Source organism: Gymnodinialimonas mytili, assembly GCF_037544085.1.
GTDB classification, from domain to species: Bacteria; Pseudomonadota; Alphaproteobacteria; order Rhodobacterales; family Rhodobacteraceae; genus Gymnodinialimonas; species Gymnodinialimonas mytili.
Window position 1 is genome coordinate 206,877 of the sequence record NZ_JBBIFW010000006.1, and the last position, 17,953, is coordinate 224,829.

Below are 17,953 nucleotides of genomic sequence, written 5' to 3' on the forward strand. Positions count from 1 at the left end.
GGATCAGTCGGCGAAGGCATCCATCTTCTGGGCCATCGTCACATCCAGGTCTGACAAGCCGTCCACATCATGCGTGGTCAGCGTGACCTCGACATTGCGGTAGACGTTGGACCATTCCGGGTGGTGGTTCATCTGTTCGGCCACCATCGCCACGCGGGTCATCCAACCAAAAGCTTCGGAAAAGTCTTTGAATTGGAAGGTTTTGGATATGGCATCACGCTCGGCATCATGGGTCCACCCACGGCCTGAGACACCGGCTATGGCTTTCATATGGGCGTCGCCCTGTAGTTTATCAGCCATCAATCTTGCTCTTCCACATGTGCTTTCCGAAACGGGCCATAGCCCGTTAGGATCTCGATTTCTTCGTCCACCGCAGCGCGCTCACCCTCAAGATACTGAGCGATGGCTTTGGCAAACCCCGCGTCACGCACCCAATGAAGGGAATGCGTGGCCACGGGCATATAACCCCGAGCCAGCTTGTGGGTTCCCTGTGCACCCGCTTCGACCCGAGCCAAACCCTCGGCAATCGCAAAGTCGATAGCCTGATAATAGCACAGTTCGAAATGCAGGCAGGGATGATCTTCGATGCAGCCCCAATAACGTCCGAACAAGGTTTCACGTCCGATGAAGTTCAGGGCTCCGGCCACCGGAACACCGTCGCTTAGCGCCAAACATAGAAGCATATCGTCGGCCATCGTCTCATGGGCGATGTCGAAAAACGCGCGCGTCAGATAGGGTGTGCCCCACTTGCGCGCGCCGGTATCTTGGTAGAATTGCCAAAACGCATCCCAATGCGCTGGCTTTAGATCGTCGCAGGTCAGGGCAACGATCTCTCCCCCAAAATCCTGCGCGCGCGCACGCTCTTTGCGAATATTCTTACGCTTCCGGCTGGATAGAGAGGCCAGAAATCCATCGAAATCTGCGTAGTCGTGGTTCACCCAGTGGAATTGCTGGCTGAACCGTCGCATCAGGCCGATCTGTTCACCCGCGAGCGCTTCGTCCTCGGTGCAGAATGTCACGTGCACAGACGACACGTCGTTTTCGACCGCCAATTGCACCGCAGCCTGGGTAAGGGCCGAGATGCCTGTCGCCTCCCATCCCGGGCGGGTTAGAAACCGCCGCCCCGTGGCAGGCGTGAACGGCGCCGCGATCTGCAGCTTGGGATAGTAATTGCCCCCCGCATTTTCATAGGCATGGGCCCAGTTGTGGTCGAAGATGTATTCGCCCTGGCTGTGGCTTTTCGCATACATCGGCGCGCAGGCGATGGTTTGATCTCCGTGGCGCGCGACGAGATATCGGGGCTGCCAACCGGTGCCTGGCCCGACCGAACCAGACGCTTCGAGTGCGTGCAAAAACCGATGAGTCGTAAACGGATCGGACGGCCGACCCTTATCCGCCTCGGGGCAGGCGCAGGCATCCCATTCGCCCGCGTCGATTTGCGAGAGGCTGCCGAGTACGTCGATGGTGATTGCGGTGTCGCCGTCCACGTCGATCTATCCCTTGGGTTTACTACAGAAATGGATCGGGATGGTCGCGGGTCAAACCCTGACCGGTGGGCTTTTGGCACCGTGGGCTGCGTAGCCTTCAAACGTGATATTATCTGCGACGCGGCGGGCTTGCACTTCATCTTCGGGGGATTTGACCGTCCAGCACAGGATCGGCACCCCGCGCTTTTTCAGATCGGCGACACGAGGCGCTCTAAGATCGCGCCAATTGTGGCTGATGAAGCTGGCACCGACAGCATCGAAGGCCGAAATCTCGCGCAGGATATGCAATGTATCCGACGACAGGTCGGGCCATTCGGTTTCGGCATAGCCATCGGTGGTGATGCCCCTTGGGATCTGCGGGGCGCGTTTGGCTAGGCTCGCGACCATATGCGGATTGAACGACATCACAGCGGCGGGACCGGAATAGTCGTTCAGCGCAAGCGCGACGGCCCGCTCAAGATCATCTGGCGCAGCACCCGTACCGCCGGATTGATCCTTGAGCTCGATCAAAACAGGCACGCGTCCAGCAATGATCTCCAACACCTCGGGCAAGGTTGGCACTGTCTCGGACGAGCCGGTGAGGCGCAATTTCGACAAATCGCGAGAGGCCCATCCGCGGATCGGCCCACTTTCTCCTGTCAGCCTGTTCAAGACATCGTCGTGAAACACCATCGCCGCACCGTCGGAGGCGAGCTGGACATCAATCTCGATACCGTAGCCTGCCGTCACCGCAGCGCGCACCGCGGCGATGGTGTTCTCGATGATGCCAACCTCGCGATCATGCAAACCGCGATGGGCGAGCGGATAGGCCAGAAATTCTGGCGGGAGCGGAAGGGTCATGGTGCGATCTGGAAGATACCTTCAATCTCGACCGCCACATTAAAGGGCAACGCACCAGCGCTGACGGCGGATCTTGAATGGCGCCCAGCATCGGCCAATACCTCCACAAGAAAATCCGAGCAGCCATTGATGACTTTGGGCTGATCGCCGAATTCAGATGTGGAGTTCACGAAACCCGTCAATTTAACAACCCGCACAAGCTTGTCGAGGTCGCCACCGCAGGCCGCTTTCACTTGGCTCAGCAGATTGATGGCGCAGACCTTCGCCGCAGCGGCTCCCTCCTCCACCGACAGATCGGCCCCAACTTTGCCGGTGATCATCTGGCCGTTTTCCATCGAGATTTGACCCGAGACAAACAAGGTCTCACCGACCTGCACAAACGGCACATAATTCGCAGCCGGGGCGACACCTTCGGGCAAAGTCACACCCAAATCTGCAAGCCGCGCTTCGATATTTCCAGCCATGCCTGGACCTCCGGTAAGTTGTGTTCGAGGCGGAGCGTAGTCCGAAGCAACCAGGCATGGAAACCCCGACAAAACCACGGGTCGCGGTAAGTTGAGCGATCGACGCAAAACGGCTTCTCAAATGAAACTGGCAAAATCCATTTGAAGGGACTTTAGCAGCCTAGCTCTCGCGGAAGGCTCGGTTGAAATAGGCTGTGAAGGGCTCAAGCAGATAGGCCAGAGGTGTGCGATCTTCGGTCCGAATAAATGCATCAACCGGCATGCCCGGGACAAGCACGCGTTCGCCTAACAAAGCCGCCTGATCTTCGGACATCACGATCTCGGACCGATAGAAGCTAGCGCCCGTGCTCTCGTCAGTGAAGGCATCGGCCGAGACTTGGCTGACCTCACCCACAACCTCGGGCATCGTTCGTTGATCGAAAGCCGGAAAGACCAACGACACCGTTTGGCCGACAAAAACCTGATCGATATCGATGGCCGGCACACGGGCCGAGATGATCAAAGGCCGGTCTTCAGGCACCAGAAACGCAAAGGGATCCGCGGGTCGCAGGACCGAGCGCGGGCCAAAGATCGTCAGTCCATGGATGCGTCCGGTAACGGGCGCGCGCAGTTCGAGCTGGGCGATACGCCGATCCAGACCGGCGCGGCGTTCGGTCAGTTCCTGTTCGCTGACGCGCACCTCGCGCAGTTCGGCAATCGCCTGTTCGCGGCTTTCCGTCGACAATTGCAGGATCTGCAGTTCGGTCTCGATGATCCGCTCGGCGGCTTCAGCCCTGCGCGCGCTGACCTCGCCCAATGACCCACGCAACTGAACCAACTCTTGTTGAAGGCGCACCAGCGGCTCACGTGTGGAATTGCCCGACGCAACCAATTGGTTGCGACGCTCCAGCTCTTCTTCGACCAGAACGATTTGATCCTCGAAGGCAGAGGCCTGGACAATCAACGCCTGTTCCTGCGCCTGAATTTGCGTCACGCGTCCGGTCAGTTGTTCGACCTCGCGGCTGCGCGTATCAGCGCGAGCAGCAAACAGGTTGCGTTGACCAGAAATCAGATCGGCCACCTCGTCATCTTCCTCGGCTTGCGCCAGCAGGTCTTCGGGAAAGACGATCTCGTCCGTTCCATCGCGTTCGGCTTCCAGGCGCGCGCGACGCGCCCGGGTTTCAGCCAATTGCGCGGCGGCAACCGCAAGCTCTGTGCTCAGATCACCCGCCTCCAATCGGACCAAAACAGCGCCTTCTTCGACCCGGTCGCCCTCATCGACCATAAGATCCGCGACAACCCCACCATCGGGATGCTGGATCGCTTGGCGGTTTCGCTCAACCTCAATCTGGCCCGAAGCGACAACGGCACCCGATAAGGTCGTCGACACCGACCAACCTCCGAATCCGCCCACAAGAATCAGCAGCGCCACGATGCCGATGCGCATTGGGCCCCCGATGGACCAGCTCGGTTTTTCTGTGCTCATGTCAGTCCCCCGGCAACTTTCGCATCTGCGGCGCGCAAGACATCGCCACTATTCTTCAGCACCTGCTTCAGGACCTCGTCCCGCGGACCGAAGGCCTGCACCATACCGTCTTTTAACACCAAAAGCTTATCGCATTGCTGAATCGCGTTCGGCCGGTGCGCCATGATCAAAACGCCGAGGCCGCGATCCTTCATGCCCTGGACGGCCCGGTTCAGCGCGGCGGATCCTTCGCTGTCGAGGGCTGAGTTCGGCTCATCTAAAACAAGCAAAACCGGGTCACCGTAGATCGCACGGGCCAAGCCGACGCGCTGCACCTGACCGCCCGACAAACGCGGGCCCAACCCTGCGACACGCGTGTCGTAGCCTTCAGGCAATTCGCGGATCATCGCATCGGCAGCGGCAGCCTGCGCGGCAGACACCACCGCTTCGCCATCGGGGTTAGGGTCGAGCCTTGCGATGTTCTCAGCGACACTCCCATCGAATAGGGTCACAGATTGCGGCAAATAGCCGATCAGTTTGCCCAACACATCGGGGTCATATTGGTCCAATGTCGCCCGATCCAACCGGATCGATCCCGCCGCCGGGCTCCAAACGCCTGTAATCGCGCGGGCCAAAGTGGATTTTCCTGAGCCCGATGGTCCGATGACGCCGACGGCCTCGCCCGGTTCCAACCTGAAAGAGACACCGCGCAGCGATGGCGTGCTTTCGCCCGGCGGAACGACGCTGAGGCTGGCGACCTCAAGCGCGGCTTTCGGGCGCGGCAAGGCGAGCCTTTCAGGCTCTTCCGCTTCCTCCGACAGAAGACCGCGCAGCCGCGCCCACCCACGCGCCGCATCCGAGATCATCGACCATTGACCGATCGCCAAATCAATCGGTGCCAGCGCCCGGCCCATCAGGATTGAGCCCGCGATCATTGCACCTGCGCGCAACTCATTCTGCAGCACAAGATAAGCGGCAAGGCCCAGGATCGCCGATTGCAGGAACATCCGCAGGGTCTTTGACAAGGTCGAGAACCCGCCGACGCGATCTGCAGCGCGCATCGACACGTCCAAAGATCGCTCGCGTTGCTTGTGCCATCGCCCAAACGCAGCGCCCTGCATGCCAAGAGACCGGATAATCTCCGCCTCAGACTGCATCTGCGCGGCCATCCGGTCCGCTCCGCGAGACACCTCGTTCGCCTCTGCCATCGGTTGGGCCGTCGTCGACCGGTTCACGATGGTGATTATGATCAAAGTGATAAGCCCGCCCAATGCAAGCCAGCCCATCCAATGATGAAAGGTAAAAATCGCCGCAATAAAGAGCGGCGTGAAGGGCAGATCAAATGCAGCCATAAAAACGGGGGAAGCCGTCAAGCGCTGAACTGAGGCCAGATCAGCCAAGGCAGATTGTGCCTGGCCGGTGCGCTTCGCACGGGACATTGCCGCGCGGAAAACGCGGGCATCGAACGCTTCCTGCAAACGCGCGCCGTAGCGCGCGGCGACCCGGGCGCGCGCGAAATCCAGTATTCCCATCATCAAAAACAAAAACGCGACCAGGATTGTCAGCGCTAGTAGCGTCTCTTCGCTACCCGAGCCCAGAACCCTCTCATAAACCTGCAACATGTAAAGAGGGCCGGTCAGCATCAGTAGGTTCACAAACAGGCTGAACAACCCAACCGACCAGAGTATCCAAGCATGTTTATGACGAAATTCAGAAAGCTCATCTGACGGTGTAGCGCGTGGGCGAGGCATAGTGAGAAAGCTCTCCATTACGTTCCGATCACTCGGACGTTTCTTGACACCGGTATCGGCGAATCCGATGTATCAGGGGTGTGCCATTGTGCATAGCTGCCCTATACTTCGGCGTAGGGTTTGCGGCGGCAAAGCGCGAACGCACATCTCGACACGGGGGATAGACGGTGCATTCAGACGTGGCGCATAGGGCGCCAAACATCATCCGATCAATTGCGGCCAGCGGGCTTCTATTGGTCGTCGCCAGTTGCGGACCAGCTACATTGCCGCCGGGCGATGTGGCCAATGATCCGTATGAGCAACAGAATCGCGCAGCGCATGAGTTGAATGTGGCGCTCGATCAGGCCATCGTCGGCCCGTCATCCGAGGCCTATGGCGGTGCGGTGCCCGAACCAGTCAGACAGGGCGTTTCGAATTTTGCATCGAACCTCAATCAGCCGTCCTATGTGGTCAACAACCTGTTGCAGTTCCGGTTGGGTGAGGCGGCGCGGAACACGCTTCGCTTTGCGGTGAATACAACCGTCGGCATCGGCGGGCTATTCGATCCTGCGAGTGCCATCGGCCTGCCAGCGGAATCCACTGATTTCGGAGAAACTCTGCATATCTACGGCGTGCCCGAGGGGAACTATGCCGTGATCCCCGTTCTTGGGCCGACCACGGATCGCGATACCGTTGGCCGCGTCGTTGATTTTGCGCTCAACCCGCTGCGTCATGTCGTCGAAACGCCCGAAAGCTACTATGTCGCAAGTGCCGGAGCATTAAGCGGTTTGAATTCGCGGTATCGGTTCGATGGCACTATTGATGGCGTGTTGTACGAAAGCGCCGATAGCTACGCCCAGTTGCGATCGCTATATCTGCAACAACGCCGGTTCGAGCTGGGCGGCGGACGTACCGATGCCGGTGGCTTTGGTCTGGAAGACCCGTCAGCGGACCCAGAGACCGCAACCGCCCCTGCCCCAACCGCAATCGAAGATCCAAGTTTTGACCCTTATTCGGACCCTTACTTTGACCCCTATGCGCAATAAAACATCCGCAATACTGCCCCGCCGCACCGTCTTGGCCACTGGCCTCGCTGGCTTGTCCCTTGCCGTTCTGCCGCGACCAGCGGCCGCGATCACAGCGGGTGAGGCGCGCAGCCTGGTTGATGCAGCTGTTGCCGACGTGAACCGGGTGATCGCCTCCGGCGCTGGGGAACGGGCGATGCTGCGCGAATTCGAGCGGATCTTCCGCACCTATGCCGATGTGCCGATCATTGCGCGGTCGGTTCTGGGGCCGCCCGCACGTTCGGCCAGTGCAGGTCAACTCAGCGCATTTACCGATGCGTTTCAGGACTATTTTTCGGCCAAGTATGGCCGCAGGTTCCGCGAATTTGTCGGCGGCACCATCACAGTGGTCGATGCGCGCCCGGTTCGGAGCTTCTACGAAGTTATCTCGACCGTAACCTTACGCGGACAATCCCCGTTCGAGTTGCGATGGCTTGTTTCCGACGGCTCTGGCCGCCCGCTGTTCTTCAACCTGATCATCGAAGGCGTGAACCTGATGATCTCGGAGCGCACGGAAATTGGAGCGATGCTTGAGGCCCGCGGCGGCAGTATCGACGCACTGACCCAGCATCTGCGTAGCCTGTCGTAACAGACGATCAGTTCAGCTGATATTCCAACGGGTAATAGCCATCCTGAAACTCGCCGAACAAATCCGGTAAATCCGGGTGGCCAACCGGTTCGCCCGTCTCATCGGGGATCAAATTCTGCTCGGACACATAGGCCACGTAGTAGGTCTGATCATTTTCGGCCAACAGATGATAGAACGGCTGTCCTTTGGCAGGCCGCGCCTCCTCGGGTATCGCCTCGTACCACTCATCCGAGTTCGAGAATTCCGCATCGATATCAAACACCACGCCCCGGAAGGGATGCTTCCGATGCTTGACGATCTGTCCGATGTTGTATTTGGCGTGCGTCTCGCGCATGGCTAGCCTCTGGATGCAGGCGCATTTGATAGTCGCTGCCCCCCGGGTTTGTCCATAGCCTCGCATTTCAAATAAGGGGAAACAGTCTGTGACCATCGCCCTGACAGTGCTGGAAATCTGCGCGCCTGTTTTCCTGTTGGCCGCCGCCGGGTTCTCCTGGGTCCGCTTCGGATACGACTATCCGACGGAATTTGTGACGCGATTGGCGATGACCTTCGCAGTGCCATGCCTGATCTTCACGGCTTTGGTCGATATCGACATCGCCCCCGAAGCGTTGGCTAGCCTCAGCTTGGCAACGACGCTGGCTTACGGCGTAGTGGTGGTCATCACCTGGGGCGTCGTGAAAGGCTTGGGCTTAAGCCTGCAGGGGTTTTGGGCGCCGCTGACCTTTGGCAATACCGGCAATCTGGGGCTGCCATTGGCCTTGTTTGCATTTGGTGAGGCGGGACTTGGCTTGGCCGTGGTGATCTTTGCCATCATGGCAATTGGGATGTTTTCGGTTGGCCTTTGGATGGTGGCAGGCGTGCAAAATCCCACCCGTGTCCTGCGGGAACCGATTCTATGGGCCTCGGTCCTGGGCGTGTTGTTTCTGGTGATTGGCTGGACTCCGCCAGTGGTTGCCATGAACGCGCTGGAATTGATGGGGCAGCTTGGGATCCCCTTGATGCTGCTAACCCTTGGCGCAGCCGTGGCACGACTGAAACCGGCGCGCGCCCTGCCCGCCCTGGGCCTGTCGGCAATCAAGCTCGCAATAGGATTGAGCGCAGGTGTAGGTGTCGGTCTGGCCATGGGGCTAACGGGTGTCTCTCTAGGTGTTTTGATCCTGCAGATGGCAACGCCTGTTGGTGTGACATCCTATCTCCTGGCGGAGCGGTACAAATGTGAGGCCGAGGCCGTAGCGGGCCTTGTCGTGATATCGACATTGCTAGCTGTGGTAACTTTACCGGTTACGTTGTCGTTTCTGCTCACTCCTTAGGAAAATCGAGCATTTTCCTGGCGTTCGTTTTGGCGTATAGTTTCGCAAAACAGCCGGGAACCGGCGATACAGGCAGAGCAACAAAATGATGTTAAGAAGAACATTTACTGTGGCCCTCGTGGCCGCTGTCGCTGGATGTGGATCTCGCGGCGAATTCTCCTCTCCCCGAAACCTCGACAATGCGTGTGCCTTGGCACGGGAACGCCCGGAATACATGCGCGCGATGCGGCGAGCCGAACGTCGGTGGAGCGTACCTGTCCATGTTCAGATGGCGACGATCCATCAGGAAAGCGCGTTCGACGGCGATATTCGCCCGCCTTTCCGGTTTGCGCTTGGCGTGATCCCGATGGGCCGACAAAGCTCGGCGGTGGGGTATTCACAGGCGCTGGATGGCACCTGGGAAGAGTATCAGCAGGAAACAGGAAACCGCCGAGCGCGGCGCACTGATATCGACGATGCGACGGATTTCATGGGGTGGTACATGAATCTCACGCGGGAACGGAACGGCATTGCCCTGCATGATACGCGCAACCAATATCTGGCTTACCACGAAGGCCATACTGGTTACGCGCGGGGCAGCTACAACAGCAAGCCTTGGCTTCTGGATGTTGCCGACCGGGTCGAAGCGCGCGGAGAGCTTTATCGCCAGCAATTGGTGACCTGCTCTCGCTAGGGCTAGTTGCCCGTTCGTGCGTTGATCTCCTGCGTGATGTTGAAGAATCGCGCAGGGATCCGATTACCCTCCTGCAGCGCACCTAGGATCACCGTTGTGTCGCTACCATTTTCGTCGGTGATCACCCATTGCCGCAACTCGATCGGATTGGGTGTGAAAACCATTGTGATCGAGCCGATATTGGGCCGCTCTGGATCACGCGCGACGACGCGGGTGGAAGTACCGTCAAAGCTATGTTCGCTGACCATGCCGGATTGCGACAGGTTCACATTGCTGTCCAAGATGATCCGCAACGGTGTCTCGCGCAACGGATACTGCTCGGGCCGACCGTTGCCGCGCCCGTCAAAGATGGCCACCTGTCCGCCACCCGCCATGACGAGCAGATCATCGCCGTCGTAGTCGAACCGAACCCGGCCCGGGCGGTGGATATAGACAGTGCCGGTGGACACCGAGCCATCGGAATTGATCTGAGTGAAGGGGCTCTCCGCCGTCTGCAAACCATTGAGATATGAAGACAGGTCAGTCAAAGGAATGGCCTCGGCATACGCTGCGCTGCCGACAAGGCAAAGAGCGACGCTGGCACCTAAAAGATGGCGGCGGGTCATAATCATGGAAACACGGGCTCCGGCTAGAAAATCGTCGCCTCTATATAGGTTGCGCAGTGTCGCTATGCGATAACAGGCGATAACAACGGCGGCAAAGCGCCATTTGGGCAGCTACCCGATCCGGCGCGGGCGCAAGACAATGGTATCGGGGACCGGGATCATCCGTTCAGCTTCCGAAGCGGGCATTGGTTTGCCAAAATAGTATCCCTGTGCCACCTGCCCGCTCCGGGTCGCCACAAGTTCGCATTGACGTTTGGTTTCAATCCCCTCGACCACCAATCGCCGACCCATCCCCATTGCCATATCGGCAATACCGTCAAACATGAACCGCGTTTCCTCTGATGTTTCGATGTCAATGACAAAGGCGCGGTCGACCTTGATCTCATCCACATCAAGATTGCGGAGATAGGCGAGGCTGGAATAGCCGGTGCCAAAATCGTCCAAAGCGATCTGCACGCCCAGCGCCTTCAGTTTCGCCAGGATATCGACCACGCCATCCCAGGTATTGAGCAGGATGGTTTCTGTGATCTCCAGCGTGATCCGATGCGGTGCGATTGGATAGCCTGTCAGGAGCGTCGAGACGCTTTCGACAATCCGAGCATCGCGGAAATGCAGCGGCGACAGATTGATCGACATATTGATCGGCTCAAAGCCACGCCTGTCCCATTGAACAAGTTGTTCCAGTGCCTGGCGCAGGACCCAAAGATCGACCTCTCGCACCAGACCATTGCTTTCTAGAATCGGGATCAACTCGGTCGGTGGGATCGGCTCACCATCGAATTTCCAGCGCAACAGCGCTTCAAATCCGCGCAGCATTCCGGTTTCCAGGTAAACCTGCGGCTGGAAGTGCACCTCGAATTCGTCTTGTTCCAACGCCGTCGGCAGCGCCTGTTCCAATCGAATACGCGATACAGCGCGGTTATGCATCGCATCATCGTAGATCAGCAAAGATCCAGGATCGCTGGCCTTCGCCTCGTAAAGCGCAAGGTCGGCCGCCCGATTGAGATCCTCGAAGCTGGAAAGTCCAAAATGGGTGCTGGCTGCGATGCCGATGGTACATCGCACCGACAAGGGTTTGCCCCCGAAACGAACACCCTTGTTCACCTCGTCCAAGATCGACTGCCCGATTTCGGCGCATCGGGGACGCTTTGGATCAACAGGCAGAAGTGCTGCAAATTCGTCCCCACCCAATCGAGCGCAAACGCCGCCCAAAGGCTCGGTGACGTGCCGGAGTTTCTGGGCCACATGAACCAGAACCGCGTCGCCAGCGGCGTGGCCGAATGTATCGTTTAATCGCTTGAATTCGTCCAAATCCAACAGCAGCAGCGAAAAAGGCCGCTCAGTCTCATTGAATTCATTGACCGCCTTGGCAAACGCTGCGCGATTGCCGATCTGCGTCAACGGATCGTTGAGGGCGAGAAACCTGATCTCTTCCTCTTCCCGACGGCGCTGCTGATCAATCTCGGCTTCCAAGGAATCGACTCGCCGCCGGGATTGCAGCTGGCTGAGCCGCGCGATCAACCAAAACGCCCCGGCGGAGAACAAAAATACCAGCAGGCTTGAGGATAGAACCATCCTGACCTTATCGGTCAAATCTGTGCGCAGAACGAGCACGCCCATCATATCGCCCGCCTGGAAGTCATCGCTGCCAAGCAGATCGTTGTGGCAATCCGCACAGGTATCGCTGGTCGCAATCGATGGAATAATCGTCTGATCAATGATGCGTCCATCGCGAACCACGGTTTCTACAAGACGATCTTGATCAGGGTTGTCGGCCAGCTCCGCCAAGGCGCCGTGAATGGTGCCAGGTTCTGGCTCCGCATGAATGAAGTGGTCAGGCATTCCCATCATGGTGATGGACAGAGATGAACCATGCCCAGCGGTCAGGTCCGCATAACGCTCAAAAGCAATCCTGCGGAACGTCGATGGCATCACATCTGACGCCGTCCTGGAATCCGAAAACGCATCCATGAAAGCTTCGGTCATCACCGCGATCTCGAAGCGCTCCGCACGGTTTTGACTGCGCAATGTGATCAAAGATGCCACTGCAAACACGGTCGCAAGGCAAAGCGCTCCGACCAAACAACGGAGCAAAACACGCGCTTCTAACGATAGACCTTGCACAACACGGCACCTGATACGAGTGCCACCAGAGCTATCGATACATCCTTAATCCTTTGCAAACCCGTATGGGCCAAGCCCAACGGATTTGCTGAAAATGCCTAGGATATCAGTCTTGCTCCGGCACCAGGATCTCGCGCTTGCCCACATGATTGGCAGCGCTGACCAGACCCTGATCCTCCATCTGCTCAACCAGACGCGCGGCCTTGTTGTAGCCGATGCCCAGCTTGCGCTGAATATAGCTGGTGGAACACTTGCGATCCTTGACCACCACGGCAACCGCTTGATCGTAAAGCGCATCTTCGCCGTTGGTGTTGCCGCCGGTATTCAAGCCCAACACCGCGTCGATATCGCTTTCGCGATCCTCCGCCGGGCCGTCCAACACGCTGGAGGCATATTCCGGCGGCCCGAAGGATTTGAGGTGTCGCACAATCTCCTCGACCTCTTCATCGGAACAGAACGGCCCATGTACACGGGTGATTTTCGACCCACCCGCCATATAAAGCATATCGCCCATCCCCAGCAGTTGCTCGGCGCCCATCTCGCCCAGGATGGTGCGGCTATCGACCTTGGACGTCACGTGGAAGCTGATCCGCGTGGGGAAGTTCGCCTTGATCGTCCCAGTGATCACATCCACCGACGGACGCTGCGTGGCCATGACAAGGTGAATGCCCGAGGCACGGGCCATCTGCGCAAGGCGTTGAATACAAGCCTCGATCTCTTTGCCTGCGACCATCATCAGATCGGCCATCTCGTCAACAATCACGACGATATAGGGCATTTTTTCGGGCAGATATTCTTCGGTCTCGAAGACCGGATCACCGCTTTCATCATCAAACCCGGTCTGGAAGGTCCGGCTGAACATCTCACCCTTGTCCAGCGCATCTTTCACGCGGCTATTGTAGCCGTCGATGTTGCGCACGCCCATTTTGGACATTTTGCGGTAGCGCTCTTCCATTTCGCCGACGACCCATTTCAGCGCCACGACGGCCTTCTTCGGATCAGTGACAACGGGGCTCAGCAGATGCGGGATGCCGTCATACACGCTGAGTTCCAGCATTTTCGGATCGATCATGATCATCCGGCAATCTTCGGGCTTCAGCTTATAGAGCAGGCTGAGGATCATGGTGTTGATCGCCACGGACTTACCGGAACCGGTCGTCCCCGCGATCAGCAAGTGGGGCATCTTGGCGAGGTTGGCGATCACCGGCTCACCGCCGATATCTTTGCCAAGCGCCAACGGCAGCTTGTGGGATCCATCGCCAAAATCGCGGTGGCTCAGCATTTCACGCAGCACCACCATTTCGCGGTTCTGGTTGGGCAATTCGATCCCGATCACCGTGCGACCTGGTACAGTCGACACCCGCGCAGACAAGGCGGACATGGACCGCGCGATATCGTCAGCCAAGCCGATGACACGGCTCGCCTTCAAGCCCGGCGCCGGTTCCAATTCATACATCGTGACAACGGGTCCCGGACGGACGGAGGTGATTTCCCCCTTCACGCCGTAATCATCCAACACGTTTTCCAACATGCGCGCATTTTCTTCCAATGCTTCGTCGCTGAGATGGTGACGTTCAATCGTCGTTGGATTGGTCAGCAACGTAAGCGGCGGAAATTCATAGGGCTCGGGCTCGGAGAGCGGCAAAGAGGGTTGCTGATCAGCCTGCGCCTGGCGCGACTGCATCGCGGGTTTGCGCGTGGGCTGCTGCACCACGCGGCGGTTCAATTCGGCCTGCGGCTGTGGAACGGCAACTTGCGCTGGAATGGGATCGGGGATCGGCTCAGGGTCGAGCTGGCTCAACTCCAACGGTTCGGCATCGACCATTGGCGCTTCATCAGCTGCGGCCATCGCTGCGGTAAGCGGCGGTTCGGCACGCGCGGCGGACTGGATGCGCGATGGCGTCCCTGGCGCAACACGGGCGCGGGCGGCAGCATCTGCAATCGGGCTAGGCCGACGGACGCGCGCACGGATCGCGTCGGAAATACGGCTGCGGATCCGGTCGCCATCCTCCCCCTCAGGATCATAATCCAGATCTTCAACCAGGGTTGGATCGGCGGCAGGCAGGTGATCCGGCTCCAATGCGGGCGCCTCACGACGCAGTACCGGCATGCGACCAAACAAGCCCCCGGGCCGCCGTTCAGCGACCGGATTCTGACTGTCCGCGTCGCACAACGCCTCATCGGCACGGTGGACTAAGGGTTCTGATCTGGCAATCACATCCAGTTCGGACTGGGCCTCGCGGCGGACCGCTATATGATGCTGCATATTCTGCAAGGTCACCCCCGCCGCGGTTCCTGCCGCAGCCCCGCCCCGGCGCAGCAATTGACCCGCTGCCTCCCCCACGGTGAACAGGCCACGCAACACAAAACGGTAGAAGGCACGCATGTTGTCTCGGTCAAAGCCAAGCGCGATCCGCAGCACAAACAATGTCCCGATCAATGTCCCAAGCGCTGCGATCTTGATCGCAACGGCAGGCGCCAGCGGCATCACGTTGATCAGAAAGCCCAGGCCGATATCACCGAAATGTCCACCGCTGCCATAAAGGTCGGACCAACTGGCAGGCGGTGGATAGCTGGAGGCGAAAAACGCCGCCAAAACCACGCCGATGGGCAAGAATAGCGCCGACCAGACGCGGTTTGATCCGCGATGGGTCAGAAACCGCACACCCCAGACAAACGCCGCCAATGGCAAAACCCAGGCGCCCAGACCCACCATCATCATCAAGACAATGGCGATCGTCGCCCCGGTCCGGCCCAACAGGTTTTGCGGCGCAACATCTGTCGCGGCGAGAAAATTCGGATCCTCGGGTACAAAGCTGTAAAGGATCGCCGCCAACGCCACTGCCACACCCAACAGGGCAATCCCGATCACCTCTCGGCTCCGGCGCAACAGGGCGTTGCGCATCCGTTGGTCCAAAAGCGGCTCACGCCCGCGGGTCTGATACGCCATCCCTTACCTCCTCACACGTCATAGAGCGCCCGGCGGAGCGTCATAAGCCCGCGGCGCATCTCTTGTTGTTCTGCCACCATGGCCACGCGAATGCGGTCGTGGCCGGGGGTCACCCCATCGACCTCGCGCGCCAGATAAGCGCCGGGCAGGACCCGCACACCCGTTTCGCGCCACAGCTTCAAGGTGGCGGCTTCGCCATCCGGCACCGGCAGCCATAGGAAAAACCCAGCCTCCGGCCCAGCATATCCAGAAACATCGGCAAAAATTTGATCTGCAATCTCGTACTTTGCTCGATAAAGATCTCGGTTTTCGACGACGTGGTCCTCGTCCGCCCAAACACGTTCGGCCACCGCTTGCAGCGGCATCGGCAACGGAGATCCGGAATAGGCGCGAAGTTGCTTCATCCGTGCGATGCTCTCCGGTCCACCGGCACAGAAACCCGACCGCAAGCCCGGCAGATTCGACCGCTTGCTGAGGGAATGAAACACCATCACCCGTTCCGGATCGGCGCCCAGACGATGCGCCACCTGCAAAGCGCCCGGCGGCGGCGCGTCGCGATAGATCTCGCAATAGCATTCATCGGCGAAGATCTTGAAATCATGCTGCTCGGCCAGGGTGATCAACGTCTCCCAGTAGGCTTCGGAGGCGACAGCGCCCTGCGGATTGGCGGGAGAGCAGATATAGGCAATCGCGGTCCGATCCAGGATCGCTGGATCAATGGCGGTAAAATCAGGCAATTCACCTGTCTCGGCGGTTGCAGGCAGATAGACCGCCTCCGCCCCCACCGACAGAGCAGCCACCGCATAGACCTGATAGAAGGGATTGGGCGTCAAAACGATGGGCTGCTGACCGTTCTTGCGCTCAGGGCATAAGGCCATGCACGCATTGTAGAGTCCTTCCCGCGTCCCATTTAGCGCTAGAATATTGCGATCAGGCGCCAGAGACACACCGTAGCGCCGCGCCAGCCAGTCGGCCTGGGCGGTTAGAAGGCTCAGCTTACCGTCATTTTCGGGGTATTTCCCAAAGCCAGAGAGGTTTTCTGCGATCATGTCCCCGATCCAATCGGGAAAGGCATGGCGGGGTTCGCCGATGGTCATCGCAATGGGATCGCCGCCGGGCTCATGAACGTCCAGCAGCTTCCGCAAACGCGGAAATGCGTAATCAGGGAGGTTCGAAAACCGCTCCGGAAAGGTCATTGACCTGCTCTTTTTCTGCCTCAAGGTAAGGGTCGTATCGCCCTTCTTGCGGAAGAGTCTAACGAAGCCCGTTCGCGGGGTCCAGAAAAAGGCGGCAGCGCAGGGCCGGGTGTGGCCGATGAGTCGCCGCGCGCACTATCCCAAAGTGCGTTCGGCGGCGGCGGCCAAGCGCAATAGGCGCAGATCTTCGCCGGGAGCACCCATCATCATGATCCCACAAGACGGCGTACCTGTTGGCAAGGTGATCGCACAAAGGCCCATCAGATTGCCGACCCGGGTGTTGCGCAGGGTCAACAAGTTCTCGGTGACGAAATAATCATCATCGCTGTCCAGCCGCGCCACGTTCGGCGGAAGGTTTGCCGCACTCGGGATCAACACCGCGTCATAACCCGCGATTTGCGCGTAGAACTGAACCCGCAACGCGCGCAACCGACGCCAGAGCGCGACGAATTCAGCAGCTTTCACATCAGCGCCTTGGCGGAAACGATCCCGAATGCGATGGAACATCTTGTCAGGCGCAGCCTCAATCTCCTTACCCCACGTCCCGTAGGCCTCTGCAGTATAAAGCGACAGGGTCGTTTCCATCGCCTCGTTGGCGGCGGCGCTGTCGGCGCGATCTATCTGCGCACGGGCCTCTCCAAACTTTTTGACAGCGCCTTCAAAAGCTGCGCCGGGCCCTTCACGCACATCGCTGGAGTAGGGCTCCAGCACCAAAAACCGTGCCCCGGTCAGGCGCGCGGCAGAAAGGTCAGGGGCCTTTGTGTGGCCCATCACGGCAAACAGTTCTGCGCAATCTTCAACTGTCCGACAAAGTGGGCCGACCGTATCGAAGCTTTCCACCAGGGGCACAACACCCTTAAGCGACAGGGCATTGTGGGTTGGCTTGAAGCCCACTAAATCATTCCAAGCCGACGGCAGACGCACCGACCCGCCCGTGTCTGACCCGATCGCCGCCGCCGCCAAGCCAAAGCCGACGGAGGTCGCCGCCCCAGAGGACGAGCCTCCGGGCGCCAATTCCGGATCATTGGTGTTCGGTGGCGTCGCGGTGGATGGATTCACACCAAGGCCAGAAAAGGCCAGTTCAGTCATGTGGGTCTTACCCAAGCAGACCAATCCGGCCTGCGTTGCTTGGGCCAAAACCTCGGCATCCCGCTGGGGCACACGACCATCCAACAGTTTTGAGCCGGCCTCGGTCGCGATATGCGCCGTATCAAACAGATCCTTCCACGAGATTGGGACGCCGTCCAGCAAACCGCGACGAACGCCTTGGCGGGTGCGATCGTGGGCGGCGATGGCCTCCCCCAATGCTCGGTCCCGTGTCGTGCGCGCATAGATCCGCGCGCCATGTTCATGGGCGGCAATGGCATCCAAATAAGCCTCGGTCAGTTCGACCGGATCCACCTTACCTGCCGCGATCCCGCGCCCGATATCGCTGGCGCTTTTCCACATCCATTCCATGAACCTGCCCCTGTTTGTC

The 17,953-nt window shown here is 59.1% G+C and carries 16 protein-coding genes; 4 read left to right on the forward strand and 12 right to left on the reverse strand.

The genetic code is table 11. The features are described 5' to 3' along the window. Positions 1-3: 3 nt before the first annotated feature. The 6 genes from V8J82_RS20970 to V8J82_RS20995 all read right to left on the reverse strand — a co-directional run bounded on the left by V8J82_RS20970 (position 4) and on the right by V8J82_RS20995 (position 5,986). Entirely contained in the window at positions 4-300 is a 297-nt protein-coding gene (locus V8J82_RS20970; RefSeq protein WP_339978432.1) for a 4a-hydroxytetrahydrobiopterin dehydratase, read from the reverse strand. Then, positions 300-1,487: a GNAT family N-acetyltransferase gene (locus V8J82_RS20975; RefSeq protein WP_339978434.1), complete on the reverse strand. Its 1,188-nt coding sequence runs from the start codon at positions 1,485-1,487 to the stop codon at positions 300-302. The genes V8J82_RS20970 and V8J82_RS20975 overlap by 1 nt, the downstream gene beginning before the upstream one ends. A 51-nt stretch (positions 1,488-1,538) precedes the next feature. Further along, positions 1,539-2,327, reverse strand: coding sequence for a glycerophosphodiester phosphodiesterase family protein (locus tag V8J82_RS20980; protein ID WP_339978436.1), 789 nt, complete (start codon positions 2,325-2,327; stop codon positions 1,539-1,541). After that, complete coding sequence (locus V8J82_RS20985) at positions 2,324-2,791, reverse strand: RidA family protein (protein ID WP_339978438.1); 468 nt, start codon at positions 2,789-2,791, stop codon at positions 2,324-2,326. Before V8J82_RS20985 ends, V8J82_RS20980 begins: the two co-directional genes overlap by 4 nt. A gap of 160 nt (positions 2,792-2,951) precedes the next feature. Next, entirely contained in the window at positions 2,952-4,256 is a 1,305-nt protein-coding gene (locus V8J82_RS20990) for an HlyD family type I secretion periplasmic adaptor subunit (protein WP_339978440.1), read from the reverse strand. Next, on the reverse strand, positions 4,253-5,986 hold the full coding sequence (locus V8J82_RS20995; protein ID WP_339978442.1) for a type I secretion system permease/ATPase: 1,734 nt from the start codon (positions 5,984-5,986) through the stop codon (positions 4,253-4,255). Before V8J82_RS20995 ends, V8J82_RS20990 begins: the two co-directional genes overlap by 4 nt. Before the next feature lie 179 nt (positions 5,987-6,165). On the opposite strand from V8J82_RS20995, the gene V8J82_RS21000 reads away from it, so the two are divergent. Both V8J82_RS21000 and V8J82_RS21005 read left to right on the forward strand, forming a co-directional pair. Next, positions 6,166-7,011, forward strand: coding sequence for an MlaA family lipoprotein (locus V8J82_RS21000; protein ID WP_339978444.1), 846 nt, complete (start codon positions 6,166-6,168; stop codon positions 7,009-7,011). Next, positions 7,001-7,618 carry an MlaC/ttg2D family ABC transporter substrate-binding protein gene (locus tag V8J82_RS21005; protein ID WP_339978446.1) on the forward strand — a complete coding sequence of 206 codons (618 nt, stop codon included), beginning with the start codon at positions 7,001-7,003 and terminating at the stop codon, positions 7,616-7,618. The genes V8J82_RS21000 and V8J82_RS21005 overlap by 11 nt, the downstream gene beginning before the upstream one ends. Before the next feature lie 7 nt (positions 7,619-7,625). Here the strand turns inward: V8J82_RS21005 and hspQ are convergent, their stop codons facing one another. After that, entirely contained in the window at positions 7,626-7,952 is a 327-nt protein-coding gene (hspQ, locus tag V8J82_RS21010) for a heat shock protein HspQ (RefSeq protein ID WP_339978448.1), read from the reverse strand. Positions 7,953-8,040: 88 nt separating this feature from the next. Between hspQ and V8J82_RS21015 the strand changes: the two genes are divergently transcribed. Beyond that, the gene (locus V8J82_RS21015; protein WP_339978450.1) at positions 8,041-8,928 is read left to right on the forward strand and encodes an AEC family transporter; all 888 of its coding nucleotides are present in this window, start codon (positions 8,041-8,043) and stop codon (positions 8,926-8,928) included. Positions 8,929-9,016: 88 nt separating this feature from the next. Further along, entirely contained in the window at positions 9,017-9,601 is a 585-nt protein-coding gene (locus tag V8J82_RS21020; RefSeq protein ID WP_339978452.1) for a transglycosylase SLT domain-containing protein, read from the forward strand. A 2-nt stretch (positions 9,602-9,603) separates the two neighbouring features. On the opposite strand, the gene V8J82_RS21025 is transcribed toward V8J82_RS21020, so the two are convergent. The 5 genes from V8J82_RS21025 to V8J82_RS21045 form a co-directional block, all read right to left on the reverse strand. Further along, complete coding sequence (locus V8J82_RS21025) at positions 9,604-10,212, reverse strand: LolA family protein (RefSeq protein ID WP_439650093.1); 609 nt, start codon at positions 10,210-10,212, stop codon at positions 9,604-9,606. 105 nt (positions 10,213-10,317) lie between these two features. Continuing rightward, positions 10,318-12,252, reverse strand: a complete 1,935-nt coding sequence (locus V8J82_RS21030) for a putative bifunctional diguanylate cyclase/phosphodiesterase (protein WP_339978456.1) — start codon at positions 12,250-12,252, stop codon at positions 10,318-10,320. 184 nt (positions 12,253-12,436) lie between these two features. Beyond that, positions 12,437-15,280, reverse strand: a complete 2,844-nt coding sequence (locus tag V8J82_RS21035) for a DNA translocase FtsK 4TM domain-containing protein (RefSeq protein ID WP_339978458.1) — start codon at positions 15,278-15,280, stop codon at positions 12,437-12,439. 11 nt (positions 15,281-15,291) lie between these two features. Beyond that, positions 15,292-16,476, reverse strand: a complete 1,185-nt coding sequence (locus tag V8J82_RS21040) for an aminotransferase class I/II-fold pyridoxal phosphate-dependent enzyme (protein ID WP_339978461.1) — start codon at positions 16,474-16,476, stop codon at positions 15,292-15,294. 135 nt (positions 16,477-16,611) lie between these two features. Then, complete coding sequence (locus tag V8J82_RS21045; protein ID WP_339978463.1) at positions 16,612-17,934, reverse strand: amidase; 1,323 nt, start codon at positions 17,932-17,934, stop codon at positions 16,612-16,614. Positions 17,935-17,953 lie beyond the last annotated feature (19 nt).

Coding starts and splice junctions, on each gene's coding strand:
- V8J82_RS21005 (WP_339978446.1), top strand. CDS start 7,001: ATGCGCAATAAAACATCCGCAATACTGCCCCGCCGCACCGTCTTGGCC.
- V8J82_RS20985 (WP_339978438.1), bottom strand. CDS start 2,791: ATGGCTGGAAATATCGAAGCGCGGCTTGCAGATTTGGGTGTGACTTTG.
- V8J82_RS21020 (WP_339978452.1), top strand. CDS start 9,017: ATGTTAAGAAGAACATTTACTGTGGCCCTCGTGGCCGCTGTCGCTGGA.
- V8J82_RS21025 (WP_439650093.1), bottom strand. CDS start 10,212: ATGATTATGACCCGCCGCCATCTTTTAGGTGCCAGCGTCGCTCTTTGC.
- V8J82_RS21035 (WP_339978458.1), bottom strand. CDS start 15,280: ATGGCGTATCAGACCCGCGGGCGTGAGCCGCTTTTGGACCAACGGATG.
- V8J82_RS20970 (WP_339978432.1), bottom strand. CDS start 300: ATGGCTGATAAACTACAGGGCGACGCCCATATGAAAGCCATAGCCGGT.
- V8J82_RS21045 (WP_339978463.1), bottom strand. CDS start 17,934: ATGGAATGGATGTGGAAAAGCGCCAGCGATATCGGGCGCGGGATCGCG.
- hspQ (WP_339978448.1), bottom strand. CDS start 7,952: ATGCGCGAGACGCACGCCAAATACAACATCGGACAGATCGTCAAGCAT.
- V8J82_RS20990 (WP_339978440.1), bottom strand. CDS start 4,256: ATGAGCACAGAAAAACCGAGCTGGTCCATCGGGGGCCCAATGCGCATC.
- V8J82_RS20995 (WP_339978442.1), bottom strand. CDS start 5,986: ATGCCTCGCCCACGCGCTACACCGTCAGATGAGCTTTCTGAATTTCGT.
- V8J82_RS21040 (WP_339978461.1), bottom strand. CDS start 16,476: ATGACCTTTCCGGAGCGGTTTTCGAACCTCCCTGATTACGCATTTCCG.
- V8J82_RS20980 (WP_339978436.1), bottom strand. CDS start 2,327: ATGACCCTTCCGCTCCCGCCAGAATTTCTGGCCTATCCGCTCGCCCAT.